Raw genomic sequence first — 15,788 nt, forward strand, 5'->3', positions numbered from 1 at the left:
GCTTGCCGAATGTCAGTTGCGCGTGTTCGTCGATAACCCGGCGGCGCGTCTCTACAGTCGTCTCGGCTACCGGCCGGGGGGGGGGGGGGCGGCCCCCCCCCGCTGGCCCTGTTGGTCCGTTACGCCTGCGACGCGGGCAGCGCCAGCAAGCGTCCGATCAGCTGTTGCGCGAGCGCATGCTGCTCGGTGATGGTCACGGCGTCGTCGTCGGTTGCATCGCGCTCGCCGCGCAACTTGCCCGCGAGGCGCATGATGTTGTCCGACGCCGCCTGCAGCGCGTGCAGCAATTCGGCTTGCGTCGCCGCCGCGCTGTCCTGCGATCCTTCAGTGAAACACTGCGCCGTTCGATGCGGCCTGGCGTTTCCTTCCATCGTCTGATACATGGCGACCCCGTTGTGAGTGGATGATGCGATTCTCCCGCCGATGCGCGCCGGGCAATCCTCCGAACAACCCCTGATTTCGGCCTCAGTTCGTTTGTTGTGCGGCGCTCAGGTCCGGGACGCGCGCTGCGGTAGGTCCGCCCATCAAGGCTTCTGGGGTCGCCGGGCGGTAAAATCGCAGATCCGTCGACAGATAATCGGCCTTTTTTGCAGCGGCCTGTGGGGTCATCCGCACGAAAAAACAACACTTTTTATCTGATTAGAAGCGCGGAAAAGTCGGACGAATCGACGCGGTCGATCGTCCCGTCAAACGAGCGGGTAATTTTGCGGTTCATGCAGGCATCGACATGGTTTCAGGCAAGACAAACGAAGCATCCCAACACGAACTCAGGCGCGGGCTGAAGAGCCGCCACATCCAGCTGATCGCGCTCGGCGGCGCGATCGGCACCGGGCTTTTTCTCGGCGTCGCACAGACCATCAAGCTCGCCGGGCCGTCCGTGCTGCTCGGTTACGCGATCGCCGGGCTGATGGCGTTTTTCATCATGCGGCAGCTGGGCGAGATGATCGTCGACGAACCGGTCGCCGGTTCCTTCAGCCATTTCGCCGACAAGTACTGGGGCCACGCCGCCGGGTTCATCTCCGGCTGGAATTACTGGGCCATTTACATTCTGGTGAGCATGGCGGAGCTGTCCGCCGTCGGCATCTACATGCAGTACTGGTGGCCGGGGCTGCCGACATGGATATCGGCGCTCGGGTGCTTCGTCATCGTCAATGCGATCAACCTGACGAGCGTGAAGTCCTACGGCGAAACGGAATTCTGGTTCGCGATCGTGAAGGTGGCCGCGATCGTCGGGATGATCCTGTTCGGCGGCTATCTGCTCGCGTCGGGCAAGGCCGGACCGGAGGCGAGCGTCACGAACCTCTGGCGGCTCGGCGGCTTTTTTCCGAACGGCGTGAGCGGGCTCGTTATGTCGATGGCCGTGATCATGTTTTCGTTCGGCGGGCTGGAGCTCGTCGGCATCACGGCGGCGGAAGCGGAAGATCCGTCGCGCAGCATTCCGCGCGCGACCAATCAGGTCATCTATCGCATCCTGATTTTCTATGTCGGCGCGCTCGGCGTGCTGCTGGCGCTGTATCCGTGGGACAAGGTGGCGACCGGCGGCAGCCCGTTCGTGCTGATCTTCCGCGATATGAACAGCACACTCGTCGCGAACGGGCTCAACGTGATCGTGCTGACGGCCGCGCTGTCCGTATACAACAGCGGCGTGTATGCGAACAGCCGCATGCTCTACGGCCTCGCGCAGCAGGGGAACGCGCCGCGCGCGCTGCTGAACGTGAGCGGGCGCGGCATTCCGCTCGCGGCGCTTGCGGTGTCGGCGATCGTCACGGCGGCGTGCGTCGTCATCAACTACGCGATTCCGGGGCGCGCGTTCGGGCTTTTGATGGGCCTCGCGGTGTCGGCGCTCGTCATCAACTGGGCGATGATCAGCATCATCCACTTGATGTTTCGCCGGCAAAAGCGCGCGAGCAAAGAGACGACATCGTTTCGGAGCTTCGGCCATCCGTTCACGAATTACATCGTGCTCGCATTTCTCGCGGGCATCGCGTGGGTCATGTACGAGATTCCGGACCTGCGCCTGTCCGTCTATCTGATCCCCGCCTGGCTGGCCGTTCTCGGAATCGGCTACTATCTCAAAAAAAGGGGCGCTGACGCAAAGCGCGCCCACCGCCTGCAATCCCGCTGATCTCTCGTCCTGATACCGACACCATGTTCGAACATATCGATGCCTACCCCGGCGACCCCATCCTGTCGCTGAACGAAAATTTCCAGAAGGATCCGCGCACCAACAAGGTCAACCTGAGCATCGGCATCTACTTCGACGACGAAGGCCGCCTGCCGGTGATGCAGGCGGTGCGCGAGGCCGAACTGTCGATCCTGAAGGATCCCGGCCCGAAGCCCTACTTGCCGATGGCCGGTTTCGCGCATTATCGCGACGCCGTGCAGGCACTCGTATTCGGCAACGACAGCCCGTCGCGCGCGGGCGGCCGCATCGCGACCGTGCAGACGCTCGGCGGCTCGGGCGCGCTGAAGGTCGGCGCGGATTTCATCAAGCGTTATTTCCCGCAATCGAAAGTATGGGTGAGCGATCCGACGTGGGAGAACCATCGGTTCATCTTCGAGCGTGCCGGCTTCGAGGTGAACACGTACCCCTATTACGACGAAGCCACCGGCGGCCTTCGCTTCGACGCGATGCTCGAAGCCATCGACAAGCTGCCCGCGAAGAGTGTCGTCTTGCTGCACGCGTGCTGCCATAACCCGACGGGCGTCGATCTCGATCAGGCGCAATGGGTGAAGATCATCGACGTGCTCCAGAAGCGCGATCTGCTGCCGTTCGTCGATATGGCGTATCAGGGCTTCGGCGCGGGTCTGGACGACGACGCGTTCGCCGTGCGCGAACTTGCGCGCCGTGGCGTGCCGGCGTTCATCGCCAATTCGTTCTCGAAGAATTTCTCGCTGTACGGGGAGCGCTGCGGCGGCTTGCACGTCATCAGCGACGATGCCGCCGCGGCCGACCGCGTGCTCGGCCAGTTGACGAGCGCGGTGCGCGCGAACTACAGCAATCCGCCGACGCACGGCGCGAAGATCGTCACGCATGTGCTGAACACGCCCGAACTGAAGCAGTCGTGGGAGCAGGAGCTTGCGTCGATGTGCCAGCGCATCGCGCGCATGCGCCAGGCGATTCACGACGGCCTGAAGGACCACGTGCGCGGCGAAATGCTCACGCGCTACATCAAGCAGCGCGGCATGTTCACGTACACGGGTCTCGTCGCGGAGCAGGCGGATCGCCTCAAGGAGGAATTCGGCGTGTATATCCTGCGCTCGGGCCGCATGTGCGTCGCGGGCCTGAACGACAGCAACGTGCAGATCGTCGCCGATGCGATCGGCAAGGTGCTCGCCGCGAAGTAACCGCTATAGCGCGGGACAGGACAGCACTTTCTGCGGCGGCAGGCTGCCCGGTCCCGTGTCGACCTTCGTGCCGCGCGGCGGCGTCAGGATGAGCCGCGCGCTGGTCGCGCTTTCATTCGCGAGCACGTACAGGTCGCCGCTCCCCTCCGGCTGCCAGTACACGCGATACACCTCGCCGTCCTTGTAGACGTGCAACGCGCCGTGCCGCACGGTGCCGCCCCGCCAGAAATTCACGCTTTCTCCTTCGCGCAGCGCGATCATGCCGTCCTGTCCGTTCGTTGCGCTTTCGAGCGTGCCGCAGATGGCATCGTCGGCATGGGCGTGCGTGCATGCGACGAGCGTTGCAAGCGCGCCGGCGCACATCGTGATTGATGCGTGTTTCATCGTGATCGACTCCTCCTGAGACATGGCGCGTGCGCCGTCCCGCGCTCGTCGCAAGATATGCGCCGACGTTGCGCCGCGCGTGTGCTACTTTGAATGGAAGCAGCCTTCGATCTTGGAGGGTCTCATGACTGTGATCGCGCCGGACGAAAAGGCGGAGTTCCTCGCGATTCTCGAGCGCCATCGGCTCGACGAGAGCGATTTTCTCGTGCAGGAAGGCGGCGAGTCCGATGTCGTGGACGATGTCTATCCGTTGCAGGGCCTCGTCACCATCACGCGACGTTCCACGCTGAAGGAACGCGAATATCGCATTGGACACGGCACGCAATGGACCGCCGCGTTCGAAAAGGATTTGAATAAAGGCGTGTTCGGCTGAACGAGCACGCCGCATGCAGGTTTTTTTCACGCACTTCTTTGAAGCGGAGCACGCGATGAGACCGACCGAATTCAAATCGTTCAAGGCGCATGTCGCGATGCTGCTGCGCGATCTTCCGCGCGGCGTGACGGCCGATCTGACCGACGTCGCCGTCGCATACTGGAACGGCACGCAATTGGTCGGTGCCTATCTGCGCGACAACGGGCGCATCGACGAGGATTTCGATTTCGACGAAAACGCGTGGGGCAACTGGGGCGACGAATTCCTGCTGTGGTTCGATGCGCCGCGCTTCTCCGAACGCGCCGATCTGAAGGCCGCGTTCGTGTCCGGCGTCATGCCCGCGAATGCGTGCGGCGGACTCTGGCCGCGGCCGCTCTGACCGGAAGGCGCGCACGCGCCTTTTCCCCGAAAGTCATCTGTAAAGCCAGCTCCGCGCGCGTCCATCTCCGGCCGAACGGCACAACGATTGCTCCCATCCACGACGCGACAGCGTCCGAACCACGACCGTCTCCTCGGCCGTGTTCCGCCATTCATCGTCACGGAGGGTTTCAGCATGGCTGTCAACGGAAGACTTCATCCGCTCACGTTTTTTACGGCCATCGTGTTCATTGTCATCGGCGTGTTGCTGGCGGCGGGCGGTGGGTATCTCGTGGCGCTGAAAGGATCGTGGTACTACGCGATCGCGGGCGCGGCCATCGCCCTGACAGGCCTTTTGCTGCTGATACGGCGGCGCTCCGCGCTGCTGCTCTTCGCGCTCGTGTTATTCGGCTCGACGATCTGGGCCGTGTTCGAAGTGCATTTCGACTTCTGGCAACTGATGCCGCGTCTGTGGATCTGGGTGCTGCTCGGCATCTGGCTGCTGATTCCGTTCGTGCATCGCGGCGCGCTGTTCGGCCCGCCCGCGACCGCGCGCGGGGCGCGCACGCCGCTCGCGGCTGCGATCGTGCTCGCACTGCTGCTCGGCATCGGCACGTATTTCATCGATCCGCATGATCGGCCGGGGCGCATCGACGTGAATGTCGCCGCCGACGCGAATCAGCCCGACGCCAACGCCGCGACCGGCCGTGCGCCGGGCGACTGGATCGACTATGGCGGCTCGCCGCTCGCGCAGCGTTACGCGCCGCTCACGCAGATCACGCCGGAGAACGCGCATCAACTGAAGGTGGCGTGGACGTATCGCACCGGCGACATGCCCGGCGCAGGCGATCCGACCGAGACCACCGACGAGAACACGCCGCTCAAGGTTGGCGACACGATCTTCCTGTGCACGCCGCACAGCAAGGTGATCGCGCTCGATTCGGCGAGCGGCAAGGAAAAGTGGCGCTTCGACCCGCAGATCCAGAGCCCGATCGGCTTCAAGCACTGGGAGCATATGACTTGCCGGGGCGTCGCTTATTACGATACGTCCATGCATCCGATGCCATCCGAGGCTGCGGCGGCATCCGCGCCGGCCGAAGCGAGCGCGCCGGTTGCGTCGTCCGAAACCGAGGCACTGGCCGCGTCCGCGCCTGCGGCGGCATCGGAGCCCGCCGCGCCGGTGCAGACGCCCGCGCAGACCACGGCGCTGGCCGAATGCCCGCGCCGCCTCTTCCTGCCGACCGCCGACGCCCGCCTGATCGCTCTCGACGCAGAAACCGGCAAGCCGTGCGCGAGCTTCGGCAAGGGCGGCGCGATCGATCTGCGCGCCAACATCGGCCCGTTCACGCCGGGCGGCTATTACTCCACGTCGCCGCCGGCGGTGTTCCGCAACCTCGTGATCGTCGGCGGCCACGTGACCGACAACGAATCGAACAATGAGCCTTCGGGCGTGATCCGCGCGTTCGATGTCAATGACGGCCATCTCGTCTGGAACTGGGATCCGGGCAATCCGGACGCCACCGAGCCCATCGCGGCCGGTGGGACCTACGTGCGCAACTCGCCTAACATGTGGTCGATGTTCAGTGTCGACGAGAAGCGCGGCATGATCTATCTCCCGATGGGCAACCAGACGCCCGACCTGTGGGGCGGCGGGCGCACGCCGCAGGCGGAAAAATTCGCGGCGGGCGTGGTCGCGCTCGATGCCGCGACGGGCAAGCTGCGCTGGAACTACCAGTTCACGCATCACGATCTGTGGGACATGGACGTCGGCGGGCAGCCGACGCTCGTGGACCTGCAGACGGCGCACGGCACGGAGCCGGCGGTGATCGCATCGACGAAGCAGGGCAGCATCTACGTGCTGAATCGCGAAACCGGGCAGCCGATCGTGCCGATCAGCGAAGTGGCGGTGCCGCAGGGCGCGGCGAAGGGCGATCACACCGCGCCGACCCAGGCGGTCTCCGCGCTCAACTTCAATCCGCCGCACGTGAAGGAAGCGGACATGTGGGGCACGACGCCGTTCGATCAGCTCTGGTGCCGCATCAAGTTCAAGAGCCTGCGCTACGACGGGCCGTTCACGCCGCCATCGGAACAGGGGACGCTGGTGTTCCCGGGCAATTTCGGCGTGTTCGACTGGGGCGGAATTTCAGTCGATCCGGTGCGGCAGATTCTCATCGCAAATCCGGATTACATGGCGTTCACGTCGAAGCTGATTCCGCGCGAAAAGCTTCAGGAAGGCGCGACGAGCACGAGCGAGACGAGCGGCATCAAGCAGGCGCGCGGCACGCCGTTCGCCTATGAGATCAGCGCGTTTCTGTCGCCGCTCGGGATTCCGTGTCAGGCGCCGCCGTGGGGCTACATGGCGGCTGTCGATCTGCGCACGAACAAGATCGCGTGGATGCACAAGAACGGCACGATCGTCGACAGCGCGCCGCTGCCCGTTCCAATGCCGCTCGGCGTGCCGAGTCTCGGCGGGACGATCGTGACGGCGGGCGGCGTCGCGTTCCTGACGGGTACGCTCGATCAATACGTGCGGGCGTACGACGTGCGCGACGGAAAGAAGCTTTGGGAAGCGCGTCTGCCGGCAGGCGGACAGGCGACGCCGATGAGCTACGCCGATGCGAACGGCAAGCAGTACGTGCTCGTGACGGCGGGCGGCCACGGCTCGCTCGGCACCAAAGCGGGCGATTACGTGATCGCCTACACGTTGCAGTGAGCGATGCAAGGAGGCGCGGGACTTGTCTCCCGCGCCGGCGCATTACGTCCGACGATAGGCTTCGGCCATCAGCGCGCTGACCTTGGCGCGTGCGATGAGCGCATCGCGCGTGGCGGCGCGCAGCTTGGCGGCGATGAAGGAAACGAGGGCGATGGGCGTTGCGGCGATGATTCCCATGATGGACTCCGGACTAGGGGTAACTAACTAGGTAATAACCCTAGGTTAGCACATTTGACGCGTTGCAACAAATTTCCTTGCACGCGGAAGTCCTTGGGACGTTTGAGAGGGCATCGCGCCTGCCGCGCGAAGCCGCGCACGCGCCGCGGCTAAACCGGCGGATTGACCCTCGGCGGCACTGCGTCGAGTTGCCGGAACACGCTCAGCCAGTCTTCGAGATGCCACGTTTTCGACACGAGCCCATCGCGCAGCTGGTGAAACGAATGAATTGCGAAGCGGATCGGCTTCTTCGTCGCGGCGATGCCCAGCAATGGCCCCGACTGCGTGCCGCTCACTTCCGCGCGAATGCCGACGCGATCGTCCTGCACCAGCATGTCGAGAATGTCGATGCGCATGTCGGGCAGCGCGGTCGCGAGATCATCGAAGATGGGGATCATCTGATCGGGACCTGGCTTCTGTCCGGGCGGCTCGGGAATGTACTCCCAGTCGGGGGTGACGGCCTGCCGCAAGAGCGCGACGTCCTTGGTGGAAAACGCGCGATAAAGGCGCTCGACCGCTTCGCGCGCGGCCGATTGAGTCGGTTGACCTGCCTGCATGGTGCCTCCTTCTCGGTGCTGTCTGCATGAGGTGGGAATGGCGGCATTGCCCGCCCACTGTACCCCAACCCGTCTCATGGACGCAGGAACGCCCATGCACCCGTGTTAAGCTCACGCTTCTTCGCTGGGGAGTAGCCGGCTTTTCCGCACTGGAAAAGCGCTCATGTCAACACGCTCGGTCGTTCAGACCGTGGCATGGGCAGCCGTCACAGGTTGGCAAGACCATCGACGGAATTCGCGACCGGTCGGGCGCGTGTTCTGTCGTTCCATCTTGCCCGACCAGAGCGCTACTCGATGAACCTCGCCTCTACGATATTTCTAGCCTTCGCCATGTCCACCGACGCCTTCGCCGCCGCGGTCGGCAAGGGCGCGACCCTGCACAAGCCGCGCATCGCGGAAGCGTTGAAGACCGGCGTGATCTTCGGCGTGATCGAGGCGCTGACGCCGCTCGTCGGCTGGGCGCTGGGCAAGGCGGCCGCGCAGTATGTAACGGCCTGGGATCACTGGATCGCGTTCGGCCTGCTCTTCGTGCTCGGCGCGCGCATGATTCGCGAAGGCTTGAGCGAAGCGGCCCACGACGAGGAAAGACCCAACTCGCATTCGTTCTGGGTGCTCGCGCTCACCGGTTTCGCGACCAGCATCGACGCAATGGCGGTCGGCGCAGGCCTCGCGTTCATCGATGTCGATATTTTCTCGACGGCCGCGACCATCGGCTTCGCGACCATGCTGATGGTGACGATCGGCGTGATGGTCGGGCGGCTCGTCGGCGCGACCATCGGCAAGCGGGCGGAAATCGTCGGCGGTCTGGTCCTGATCGGCGTCGGCAGTGTCATTCTGGCTGAGCATCTTGGCTATCTGAGCTGAGCTTGCGCGCCGTGTCGCCGCGCGGTGTGAAGACGGCGAGCGCGGCGGCGACGATGAAAAGCGCGGGGACATCGCCCGCCAGGTGACCGAAATGTCCCGCGCCGCCGAACGATTGCACGGTCATGATCGCGCCGTGCACGACGCTCGAACACACCGTGAACCAGATGAGGCTCAGATGCCGCATCGGCGCACGGGATGCGATGAGCAGAAACACGCCGAGCGTCGCATAGATGCCGACGATCATCAGCGCATACTCGGAGCGGCCCGCGTGGCCGCTTTCCCATGCCCATCCCGAAGGCCACAGCAACATCAGCGGATAGAGGCCGAACAGCGCGATCAGCCCGACGATGACGAGCACGATACGCAGACAGGCGAGACGGCGGGCGTCGTTCATGGCGTGCTCCTCGGCGGCGCGGCATGAACGACACCATACGCCGAAGCGCGCCAGAACGGCTCCGAAGCCGTCAGTCGTTTCGACCAAAAAACATCGCAAATAAAATAACAACTACTGCGATTTGGCCGATACGATTCGTCGATCCACTGCCTTTAACCTCGCATCCAGCACGTCATGCCACGTCCGATTTCCGCGCGCATTCATCTCGACGCCGTTCGTCAGAACCTTCAACTCGTCAAGCGCATGGCGCCGTCCTCGCGCGTCTGGTCCGTGATCAAGGCGAATGCCTACGGTCATGGAATAGAGCGCATTTATCCGGCGCTCGCGGAAGCGGACGGCATCGCACTGCTCGATCTCGACGAAGCCGTGCGCGTGCGCGAACTCGGCTGGACGAAACCGATTCTGCTGCTCGAAGGCATTTTCGAGCCTGCGGACGTCGAGACGGCAGATCGTCATCGCCTCACCGTGACGGTGCATTGCGACGAGCAACTCGCGCTGCTCAAAGCGGCGCGGCCGAGCGAACGCATCGACATCCAGTTGAAGATGAACTCGGGCATGAACCGGCTCGGCTACCGGCCGGGCGAGTTCGAAGCCGCGTGGGAGCGAGCGTCGGGCACCGGCGCGGTCGGCTTGATCGGCCTGATGAGCCACTTCGCGAACGCGGACGATGGCGCGATCGACTGGCAAGTCGACGAGTTCGATGCCGCCACGCGCAATCTTCCCGGCACGCGCTCGCTGTCCAATTCGGCGGCGGTGCTGTGGCATCCGCGCGCGCATCGCGATTGGGTGCGGCCCGGCACGATCCTCTATGGCGCGTCGCCGACGGGCCGCGCGCGCAACATCGAAGGCTTCGCCCTGCGCGCGGCGATGACGCTCGAAAGCCGCATCATCGGCGTGCAGACGCTCGCGCCGAACGAGACAATCGGCTATGGCCGCACCTTCACGGCGGATCGCGCGATGAGAATCGGCGTGGTCGCATGCGGCTACGCGGACGGCTACCCGCGCCACGCGCCGACGGGCACACCCGTGATGATCGACGGCGTGCGCACGCGCATCGTCGGACGTGTGTCGATGGACATGCTCACCGTCGATCTCACGCCGTGCCCGGCGGCGGGCATCGGATCATCGGTGGAACTGTGGGGCGAGCACGTCCGGGTGGACGAGGTGGCCGAGCCGTCCGGCACCATCGGCTACGAGCTGATGTGCGCGCTCGCGCGGCGCGTGCCGGTGAGCATCGACGCGGGCGTGACGAGCGAGCCCAAAGCGCAGTCGGCCTGACGCTGCCGCGCAGGCGAACTCAGGCGCTCGTATCGCCGATCACGCCGGCGAGTATCTCGATACCTCTGCGAATCTGATCGACCGGCACGCTGGCATAGCCGAGGATCAGGCCGGCGGGCCGGGTGCGCGCGGCAACGGCCGGCGCGACATAGAGCGGCGACACCGGATAGACACCCACGCCTTTCGCATGCGCAGCGGCCACGAGCGCCGCCTCATCGTTCGAATCGAGAAACGGCAGCCACAGCGTGACATGCAGCCCGGCGGCACTGCCGGTCACCTCCGCGCGGCGCGGCAGAAGACACGCGATGGCATCGAGCAGTGCGGCGCGACGCCGTTCGTATTCCCGCCGCACGCGCCGCACGTGACGTTCGTACGCGCCGCCTTCGATCAGCGATGCGAGAACACGCTGATCGATGACCGCGGAATGACGGTCGCTCAGCCTTTTGGCCTGACGGAACACCGGCACGAGATCGTGCGGCAGGATCATGTAACCCAGACGGAGATGCGGCGAAAGCGCCTTGGAGAATGTGCCGATGTAGATCACGCGGCCATTCGAATCGATCGATTGCAATGCGTCGATCGGGCGCTGGCCGTAACGGAACTCGCCGTCGTAGTCGTCCTCGATGATCCACGCATCGTGCCGTCGCGCCCATTCGAGCAGTTCGAGCCGGCGCCCGACCGGCAACACGCCGCCCAACGGAAACTGATGCGATGGCGTCACGTAGGCGAGCCGCGCGCGGCCGCGAGCGGGCAGACGGCGCGTGTCGAGACCATGTTCGTCGACGGGAACGGGCAGCGGCACGCCGCCCGACGCTTCGAAGCAGTGGCGCGCGATCAGATAGCCCGGGTCTTCGAACGCGAACGTATCGCCGGGATCGAGCAAAACGCGCGCGCATAGATCGAGCGCCTGCTGCGTGCCGTTCACCACGACGATCTGCTCACTGTCGCAGACGAGTCCGCGCGCCCGGCCCAGATACGCCTGCAGCGCGCGCCGCAGCGCGGCATCGCCTTCGGGCGCGACGTAGTAGAGGCTGTCCGGCTGATGCAGCAACTCGGCCTGATAAGCCCGCTTCCAGATCAGCGATGGGAAGTCGCGCGCGGACACCGCGCCGTACAGGAAGCTGACAGTGCCCTTCTTCGTCTGAGGCAGAACCGGCATGGGCAGGCCGGAGACGCGCCGGCCGTATGCGGAGAGCGCAGGCGCCGTGCGGGCGACACGCGCGGGGCCGGGCGGCGCGACGGGCACGGGCGGCGTCGCGACCCGTGCGACGCGGCCCGCCGATGTGACGAGAAAGCCTTCGGCCGCGAGCTGTTCGTAGGCGGCGGTAACCGTGGTGCGCGAGACGCCCAGCTCCGCCGCCAGCGCGCGCGTCGATGGCACGGGCGCGCCTGCGGGCAACGTGCCGTCGGCGATCTGCGCGCGCAGCAAATCGTAGATGCGTTGTCCCGTACCGACCGCGCTCGACGAAGGCTTGTTCAACTGGACCATGAAAATCGACCGAAACTGGACCTTCGTATTGTGCCTGTTTCGGGCGATAGTCACGGAGTTCCGTCACATCAGTCGAGCATTCACGATGTATATCCCGCCGCATTTCGCAGAAACTCGCCCCGAAGAGTTGCAACGGATCATTCGCGCGCATGTGCTCGGCATCCTCGTCACGCGCGACGACGCCGGTCTGGACGCCAATCACATTCCCTTCGAATTCGATCCGGACCGGGGCACGCACGGGTTGCTCACCGCGCACGTGGCGCGCGCCAACGATATCTGGCAGCGATACCCGACCGGCACGCCCGTCATGGTGATTTTTCGCGGCGCCGAGGGGTATATCTCGCCGAACTGGTATCCGAGCAAGCACGAGGCGCATCGGCAGGTGCCGACGTGGAATTACGAAGTCGTGCACGCGCACGGCGTGCTCACCGTGCGCGATGACGAGCCGTTCGTGCGCGGCCTCGTCGCGCGCCTGACGCGGCGGCACGAGGCGAACGAGCCGAAGCCGTGGAAGATGGGCGACTCCGAACCCGAGTTCATCGACGGCATGTTGCGAAACATCGTGGGCATCGAGATCGCCGTGACATCGCTCGTGGGCAAATCGAAGCTGAGCCAGAACAAGGAGGCGCGCGATCGAATCAATGCAGCCGATACGTTGCAAGCGCGCGGACATGATGAGCTGGCTCAGGCGATGTCGCGGGCCGGGTGACAGACCATGACCTTCCTTACATTTCTCATCGCGGCGACCGTGCTTGCCATTACGCCCGGCCCCGGCATCGCTTATGTCGTCGCGCGAACCGTCGCAGGAGGCCGCGCCGAAGGCATGGCGTCGTGTCTCGGCACGGCGGTCGGCGGCCTGTTTCACGTCGCTGCCGCGGCGCTCGGCCTTTCTCTGCTGATCGCCCGGTCGGCGATGCTCTTCAGCATCGTCAAATACATCGGGGCTGCGTACCTGATCTACCTCGGCATTCGCCTTCTGATCCGCAAGGAAGAGGCAGCCGATCTCGCCCCGGTTACGTCGCACGGTGCGCGTCGCGCGTTCCGCGAAGGCATTCTCGTCGAAGCGCTCAACGTGAAAACCGCGCTCTTTTTCCTGGCGTTCCTTCCGCAGTTCGTCGCGCAAGGTCAGGCGTTGATTCCGCAACTGGTGCTGCTCGGGAGCATCTGCGTCACGTTGAATACGCTCGTCGATGTCGGCGCGGTGCTCGCGGCGTCGCGCCTGCTCGGCTCGAGTGCCGCACGTGCCGCGCGCGCGAGATTCCTCACACGCACCTCGGGTGCCGTCATGCTGGGATTGGGCGGATATCTGGCGCTCGCGCGCAGGACGTTCGCGCTTTGAAGCGGTTCAGCAAACGCGCGTCACCACCGCGCGTCCGACGTCCCCGGCGGCGCCGAATTGCGCGTATAGCCCGTGGGCGTGCGCGCCAGTTGCGCGCTCGGCCGCACGGCCATCAGCTCGCCGAAACCGGATTCGTACCGCTCGACATACGGCGCGAAATCCGGCTTCGCCGTCTTCAGCCCGCCCGCCACGCGCCCGAGTCCGCGCACCCAGTGCCCCGTCTGCGCGAGCGAAACCTGCACATGCCAGCTTCCGCCTTCGCGCTGCTGTTTCCATAGCGCGGCGGCCGCGCCGAACGCCATCAGGAAGCCGCTCGCCATGTCGAGCATCTGCATGGGCAAGGGACGCGGCTTGCCTTCGCCCGCCGCTTCGCCTTCGGCTGCGTTGAAACCCATAGCGGTCTGAACGAGCGAATCGAAGCCGCGCCGCTCGGCCCACGGACCCTCGGTGCCATACGCACTCAGCGACGTATAGACGATCCCCGGCCTGCGCGCCGCCAGCGCCTGCGGCCCGAAACCCAGCGATGCGATCCCGCCCGGCCGATACCCCTGCGCGAACACATGCGCGTCATCGATCAGCCGCCAGAGCGTGTCGCGATCCGAAGCCAAGCGAAGGTCGAGCAACGCCGAGCGTTTCCCCCGGCTCGTATCCGCAATCGCGGGAATATTCGGCAGATGCGGTCCATTCACGAGCATCACGTCCGCGCCGAATGCAGCCAGCGCGCGCCCGCCGACCGGCCCCGCGAGAATGCGCGTGAAATCGAGCACACGCAGGCCGTCGAGCGGACGCGCATCGGCGGACAAGGGCGGCAACGCGAGAGGCGCCGCATCGCCGATGCGCGTGATCGTCATCAATGGCTGCGCGGCGACGGCTTGCGCCTGCGGCGTCGCGTCCCACGCATCGAAGGTGCGCAGCATCGTGACGACGAGCCCACGCTCCGCCGCCGCGTTCTCGAAATCGCAGCCGCGCCACGCGAGCAACGCGCGCTCGGCGTCTTCGCGCGTCGCCGTTTTCGGATCGAGCCCGAGCAGCCGCAGCGCGCCATCCTGATGATGTTCGAAGTTCGCGTGAATGCGGACGTAGCCATCGGCGCAGCGATAGAGCCCGGAAAAGCGTCCCCACGTTTCCGGCTCCTTGCCATCGACCATGAACGCGCCGGTGCATTCGACCGCCGCATGCGTCATGTCGACCGACACGCGCTGCCGAGCGCCGCCACGCAGCGCACCAAGCTCGCACGCCGCGAGCGCGGCCGCGCCGATGCTCGCCTGCGCCGCCGTGCCGACGGCGAAGCTCGATGGAAAAACCGGATCGCGACCCGGAAGGTCGATGAAAGAAAGCGCATCGCCGGGCAAGCCGGCGATGCGCCATATGTCGTGCAGCGTATCGAAGGAAGAGGTCATGATCGGTCGGCGCGCGTGCTTCGTGTGAAGCACCCATTATCGCGCCAACTGCGTTCAGTGACGCCGCGTCGCCAGCTCCGCGCCCTGACGCAGCGCTTCGAGCATGCTGCCTTCATCGGCGATGCCCTTGCCCGCGATATCGAACGCCGTGCCGTGATCCACCGACGTGCGAATCACATCGAGCCCCACCGTCACGTTCACGCCCGCTTCGAGACCGAGCACCTTCACCGGACCGTGCCCCTGATCGTGATACATCGCGACTACGAGATCGAAGTCGCCGCGCCCCGCGCGGTAGAAGAGCGTATCGGCAGGCAGCGGGCCGGTCACATCGAGACCGCGTTCCTGCAGGACCTTCACGGCGGGGATGATCTTTTCCTCTTCCTCGCCATAGCCGAACAGCCCGTTCTCGCCCGCATGCGGATTGATCCCGCACACCCCGATGCGCGGCTTCTCGATGCCCGCTTTCACGAGCGTCGCGTTGCCGCGCTCGATCGTGCGCTGCACGAGGCCCGGCTCGATCTTGCGGATCGCGTCGATGATGCCGATATGCGTCGTCACGTGGATCACGCGCAGTTGCGGCGCGACGAGCATCATCGACACTTCATCGACGCCCGTCAGATGCGCGAGCATCTCCGTGTGACCGGGAAACTTGTGGCCGCCCGCGTGCAGCGCTTCCTTGTTGAGCGGCGCGGTGCAGATCGCGTCGATCTGGTTCGCCTGCGCCAGTTCGACGGCGCGCGCAATGTACTGATACGCCGCATCGCCCGCGACGGCGGAAAGCTCGCCGAAGGGCAGGTCGTCGGGAATCAGGCCGAGATCGATGCAATCGATCACGCCCGGCTCGTAGCGCGCTTCGGTCGCATCCTTGATGCGTCGCACGGTCGCCTTGCCGCCGACGATTTCGTTCGCACGCTCGAGACGGCGCGCATCGCCGATCACGAGCGGACGGCACTGCCGATGGACGGCGTCGTGCGCGAGGCTCTTGACGACGACTTCCGGGCCTACGCCGCTCGCGTCGCCCATCGTGATGCCGATTACGGGGAGTGTGTTGGTCATGATCTTTCGTCTGGTGATGT

Annotated in this window: 17 protein-coding genes, 1 pseudogene and 1 riboswitch; of the genes and pseudogenes, 10 read left to right on the forward strand and 8 right to left on the reverse strand. The window is 65.2% G+C overall.

From position 1 onward, the window contains the following. Window positions 1-190 (forward strand): annotated as a pseudogene (locus tag NCR38_RS25680) (hypothetical protein); the annotation flags it as partial. On the opposite strand, the gene NCR38_RS25685 reads toward NCR38_RS25680, so the two are convergent. Continuing rightward, on the reverse strand, window positions 120-383 hold the full coding sequence (locus NCR38_RS25685) for a hypothetical protein (protein ID WP_061116204.1): 264 nt from the start codon (window positions 381-383) through the stop codon (window positions 120-122). The pseudogene NCR38_RS25680 and the gene NCR38_RS25685 sit on opposite strands and share 71 nt — an antisense overlap. A gap of 344 nt (window positions 384-727) precedes the next feature. Here NCR38_RS25685 and NCR38_RS25690 point away from each other — a divergent pair, with 344 nt between their 5' ends. Both NCR38_RS25690 and NCR38_RS25695 read left to right on the forward strand, forming a co-directional pair. Then, the gene (locus NCR38_RS25690; protein WP_250477781.1) at window positions 728-2,125 is read left to right on the forward strand and encodes an amino acid permease; all 1,398 of its coding nucleotides are present in this window, start codon (window positions 728-730) and stop codon (window positions 2,123-2,125) included. A gap of 23 nt (window positions 2,126-2,148) precedes the next feature. Continuing rightward, complete coding sequence (locus tag NCR38_RS25695) at window positions 2,149-3,348, forward strand: amino acid aminotransferase (protein ID WP_061116206.1); 1,200 nt, start codon at window positions 2,149-2,151, stop codon at window positions 3,346-3,348. Between the two features lie 3 nt (window positions 3,349-3,351). Here the strand turns inward: NCR38_RS25695 and NCR38_RS25700 are convergent, their stop codons facing one another. Beyond that, window positions 3,352-3,732: a hypothetical protein gene (locus tag NCR38_RS25700; RefSeq protein WP_061116508.1), complete on the reverse strand. Its 381-nt coding sequence runs from the start codon at window positions 3,730-3,732 to the stop codon at window positions 3,352-3,354. A 124-nt stretch (window positions 3,733-3,856) separates the two neighbouring features. On the opposite strand from NCR38_RS25700, the gene NCR38_RS25705 reads away from it, so the two are divergent. The 3 genes from NCR38_RS25705 to NCR38_RS25715 all read left to right on the forward strand — a co-directional run bounded on the left by NCR38_RS25705 (window position 3,857) and on the right by NCR38_RS25715 (window position 7,175). After that, window positions 3,857-4,105, forward strand: a complete 249-nt coding sequence (locus tag NCR38_RS25705) for a hypothetical protein (protein ID WP_061116509.1) — start codon at window positions 3,857-3,859, stop codon at window positions 4,103-4,105. Window positions 4,106-4,160: 55 nt separating this feature from the next. Next, window positions 4,161-4,484 carry a hypothetical protein gene (locus NCR38_RS25710; RefSeq protein WP_061116510.1) on the forward strand — a complete coding sequence of 108 codons (324 nt, stop codon included), beginning with the start codon at window positions 4,161-4,163 and terminating at the stop codon, window positions 4,482-4,484. Between the two features lie 174 nt (window positions 4,485-4,658). Continuing rightward, a complete protein-coding gene (locus NCR38_RS25715) occupies window positions 4,659-7,175 on the forward strand; it encodes a glucose/quinate/shikimate family membrane-bound PQQ-dependent dehydrogenase (RefSeq protein ID WP_061116207.1) in 2,517 nt (838 codons plus the stop codon). 42 nt (window positions 7,176-7,217) lie between these two features. Here NCR38_RS25715 and NCR38_RS34210 read toward each other — a convergent pair whose 3' ends face one another. Together NCR38_RS34210 and NCR38_RS25720 are read right to left on the reverse strand one after the other, a co-directional pair. Then, window positions 7,218-7,352 (reverse strand): hypothetical protein, encoded by a 135-nt coding sequence (locus NCR38_RS34210; protein WP_284502400.1) that lies wholly within the window; start codon window positions 7,350-7,352, stop codon window positions 7,218-7,220. Window positions 7,353-7,501: 149 nt separating this feature from the next. Further along, window positions 7,502-7,948 carry an ester cyclase gene (locus tag NCR38_RS25720; protein WP_061116208.1) on the reverse strand — a complete coding sequence of 149 codons (447 nt, stop codon included), beginning with the start codon at window positions 7,946-7,948 and terminating at the stop codon, window positions 7,502-7,504. Between the two features lie 114 nt (window positions 7,949-8,062). After that, window positions 8,063-8,235, forward strand: a riboswitch (yybP-ykoY riboswitch). Between the two features lie 7 nt (window positions 8,236-8,242). On the opposite strand from NCR38_RS25720, the gene mntP reads away from it, so the two are divergent. Further along, the gene (gene mntP / locus NCR38_RS25725) at window positions 8,243-8,812 is read left to right on the forward strand and encodes a manganese efflux pump MntP (RefSeq protein WP_061116209.1); all 570 of its coding nucleotides are present in this window, start codon (window positions 8,243-8,245) and stop codon (window positions 8,810-8,812) included. Here mntP and NCR38_RS25730 read toward each other — a convergent pair. Beyond that, entirely contained in the window at window positions 8,778-9,206 is a 429-nt protein-coding gene (locus NCR38_RS25730) for a DUF6632 domain-containing protein (protein ID WP_061116511.1), read from the reverse strand. The genes mntP and NCR38_RS25730 overlap by 35 nt on opposite strands. A gap of 174 nt (window positions 9,207-9,380) precedes the next feature. On the opposite strand from NCR38_RS25730, the gene alr reads away from it, so the two are divergent. Next, on the forward strand, window positions 9,381-10,484 hold the full coding sequence (gene alr, locus NCR38_RS25735; RefSeq protein WP_250477782.1) for an alanine racemase: 1,104 nt from the start codon (window positions 9,381-9,383) through the stop codon (window positions 10,482-10,484). Window positions 10,485-10,503: 19 nt separating this feature from the next. Here alr and NCR38_RS25740 read toward each other — a convergent pair whose 3' ends face one another. Continuing rightward, window positions 10,504-11,973, reverse strand: a complete 1,470-nt coding sequence (locus NCR38_RS25740; protein ID WP_061116211.1) for a PLP-dependent aminotransferase family protein — start codon at window positions 11,971-11,973, stop codon at window positions 10,504-10,506. A gap of 85 nt (window positions 11,974-12,058) precedes the next feature. Here NCR38_RS25740 and NCR38_RS25745 point away from each other — a divergent pair, with 85 nt between their 5' ends. Continuing rightward, window positions 12,059-12,682, forward strand: a complete 624-nt coding sequence (locus NCR38_RS25745) for an FMN-binding negative transcriptional regulator (protein ID WP_250477804.1) — start codon at window positions 12,059-12,061, stop codon at window positions 12,680-12,682. A gap of 6 nt (window positions 12,683-12,688) precedes the next feature. Beyond that, complete coding sequence (locus tag NCR38_RS25750; protein WP_061116213.1) at window positions 12,689-13,312, forward strand: LysE family translocator; 624 nt, start codon at window positions 12,689-12,691, stop codon at window positions 13,310-13,312. A 20-nt stretch (window positions 13,313-13,332) separates the two neighbouring features. On the opposite strand, the gene NCR38_RS25755 is transcribed toward NCR38_RS25750, so the two are convergent. After that, window positions 13,333-14,712 carry a CoA transferase gene (locus NCR38_RS25755; protein ID WP_061116214.1) on the reverse strand — a complete coding sequence of 460 codons (1,380 nt, stop codon included), beginning with the start codon at window positions 14,710-14,712 and terminating at the stop codon, window positions 13,333-13,335. Between the two features lie 54 nt (window positions 14,713-14,766). Continuing rightward, window positions 14,767-15,768 carry a 4-hydroxythreonine-4-phosphate dehydrogenase PdxA gene (pdxA, locus tag NCR38_RS25760; RefSeq protein WP_061116215.1) on the reverse strand — a complete coding sequence of 334 codons (1,002 nt, stop codon included), beginning with the start codon at window positions 15,766-15,768 and terminating at the stop codon, window positions 14,767-14,769. Window positions 15,769-15,788: the final 20 nt, after the last annotated feature.

The sequence above is a fragment of the Caballeronia sp. INML1 genome (assembly GCF_023631085.1).
Lineage (GTDB): Bacteria > Pseudomonadota > Gammaproteobacteria > Burkholderiales > Burkholderiaceae > Caballeronia > Caballeronia turbans.

Bases quoted from the DNA above. Each gene is read 5' to 3' on its own strand.
- alr (WP_250477782.1), top strand. From the start codon at position 9,381: ATGCCACGTCCGATTTCCGCGCGCATTCATCTCGACGCCGTTCGTCAG.
- NCR38_RS25695 (WP_061116206.1), top strand. From the start codon at position 2,149: ATGTTCGAACATATCGATGCCTACCCCGGCGACCCCATCCTGTCGCTG.
- NCR38_RS25745 (WP_250477804.1), top strand. From the start codon at position 12,059: ATGTATATCCCGCCGCATTTCGCAGAAACTCGCCCCGAAGAGTTGCAA.
- NCR38_RS25750 (WP_061116213.1), top strand. From the start codon at position 12,689: ATGACCTTCCTTACATTTCTCATCGCGGCGACCGTGCTTGCCATTACG.
- NCR38_RS25700 (WP_061116508.1), bottom strand. From the start codon at position 3,732: ATGAAACACGCATCAATCACGATGTGCGCCGGCGCGCTTGCAACGCTC.
- NCR38_RS25705 (WP_061116509.1), top strand. From the start codon at position 3,857: ATGACTGTGATCGCGCCGGACGAAAAGGCGGAGTTCCTCGCGATTCTC.
- NCR38_RS25690 (WP_250477781.1), top strand. From the start codon at position 728: ATGGTTTCAGGCAAGACAAACGAAGCATCCCAACACGAACTCAGGCGC.
- NCR38_RS25755 (WP_061116214.1), bottom strand. From the start codon at position 14,712: ATGACCTCTTCCTTCGATACGCTGCACGACATATGGCGCATCGCCGGC.
- NCR38_RS25685 (WP_061116204.1), bottom strand. From the start codon at position 383: ATGTATCAGACGATGGAAGGAAACGCCAGGCCGCATCGAACGGCGCAG.
- pdxA (WP_061116215.1), bottom strand. From the start codon at position 15,768: ATGACCAACACACTCCCCGTAATCGGCATCACGATGGGCGACGCGAGC.
- NCR38_RS25740 (WP_061116211.1), bottom strand. From the start codon at position 11,973: ATGGTCCAGTTGAACAAGCCTTCGTCGAGCGCGGTCGGTACGGGACAA.
- mntP (WP_061116209.1), top strand. From the start codon at position 8,243: ATGAACCTCGCCTCTACGATATTTCTAGCCTTCGCCATGTCCACCGAC.
- NCR38_RS25715 (WP_061116207.1), top strand. From the start codon at position 4,659: ATGGCTGTCAACGGAAGACTTCATCCGCTCACGTTTTTTACGGCCATC.
- NCR38_RS25730 (WP_061116511.1), bottom strand. From the start codon at position 9,206: ATGAACGACGCCCGCCGTCTCGCCTGTCTGCGTATCGTGCTCGTCATC.
- NCR38_RS34210 (WP_284502400.1), bottom strand. From the start codon at position 7,352: ATGGGAATCATCGCCGCAACGCCCATCGCCCTCGTTTCCTTCATCGCC.
- NCR38_RS25710 (WP_061116510.1), top strand. From the start codon at position 4,161: ATGAGACCGACCGAATTCAAATCGTTCAAGGCGCATGTCGCGATGCTG.
- NCR38_RS25720 (WP_061116208.1), bottom strand. From the start codon at position 7,948: ATGCAGGCAGGTCAACCGACTCAATCGGCCGCGCGCGAAGCGGTCGAG.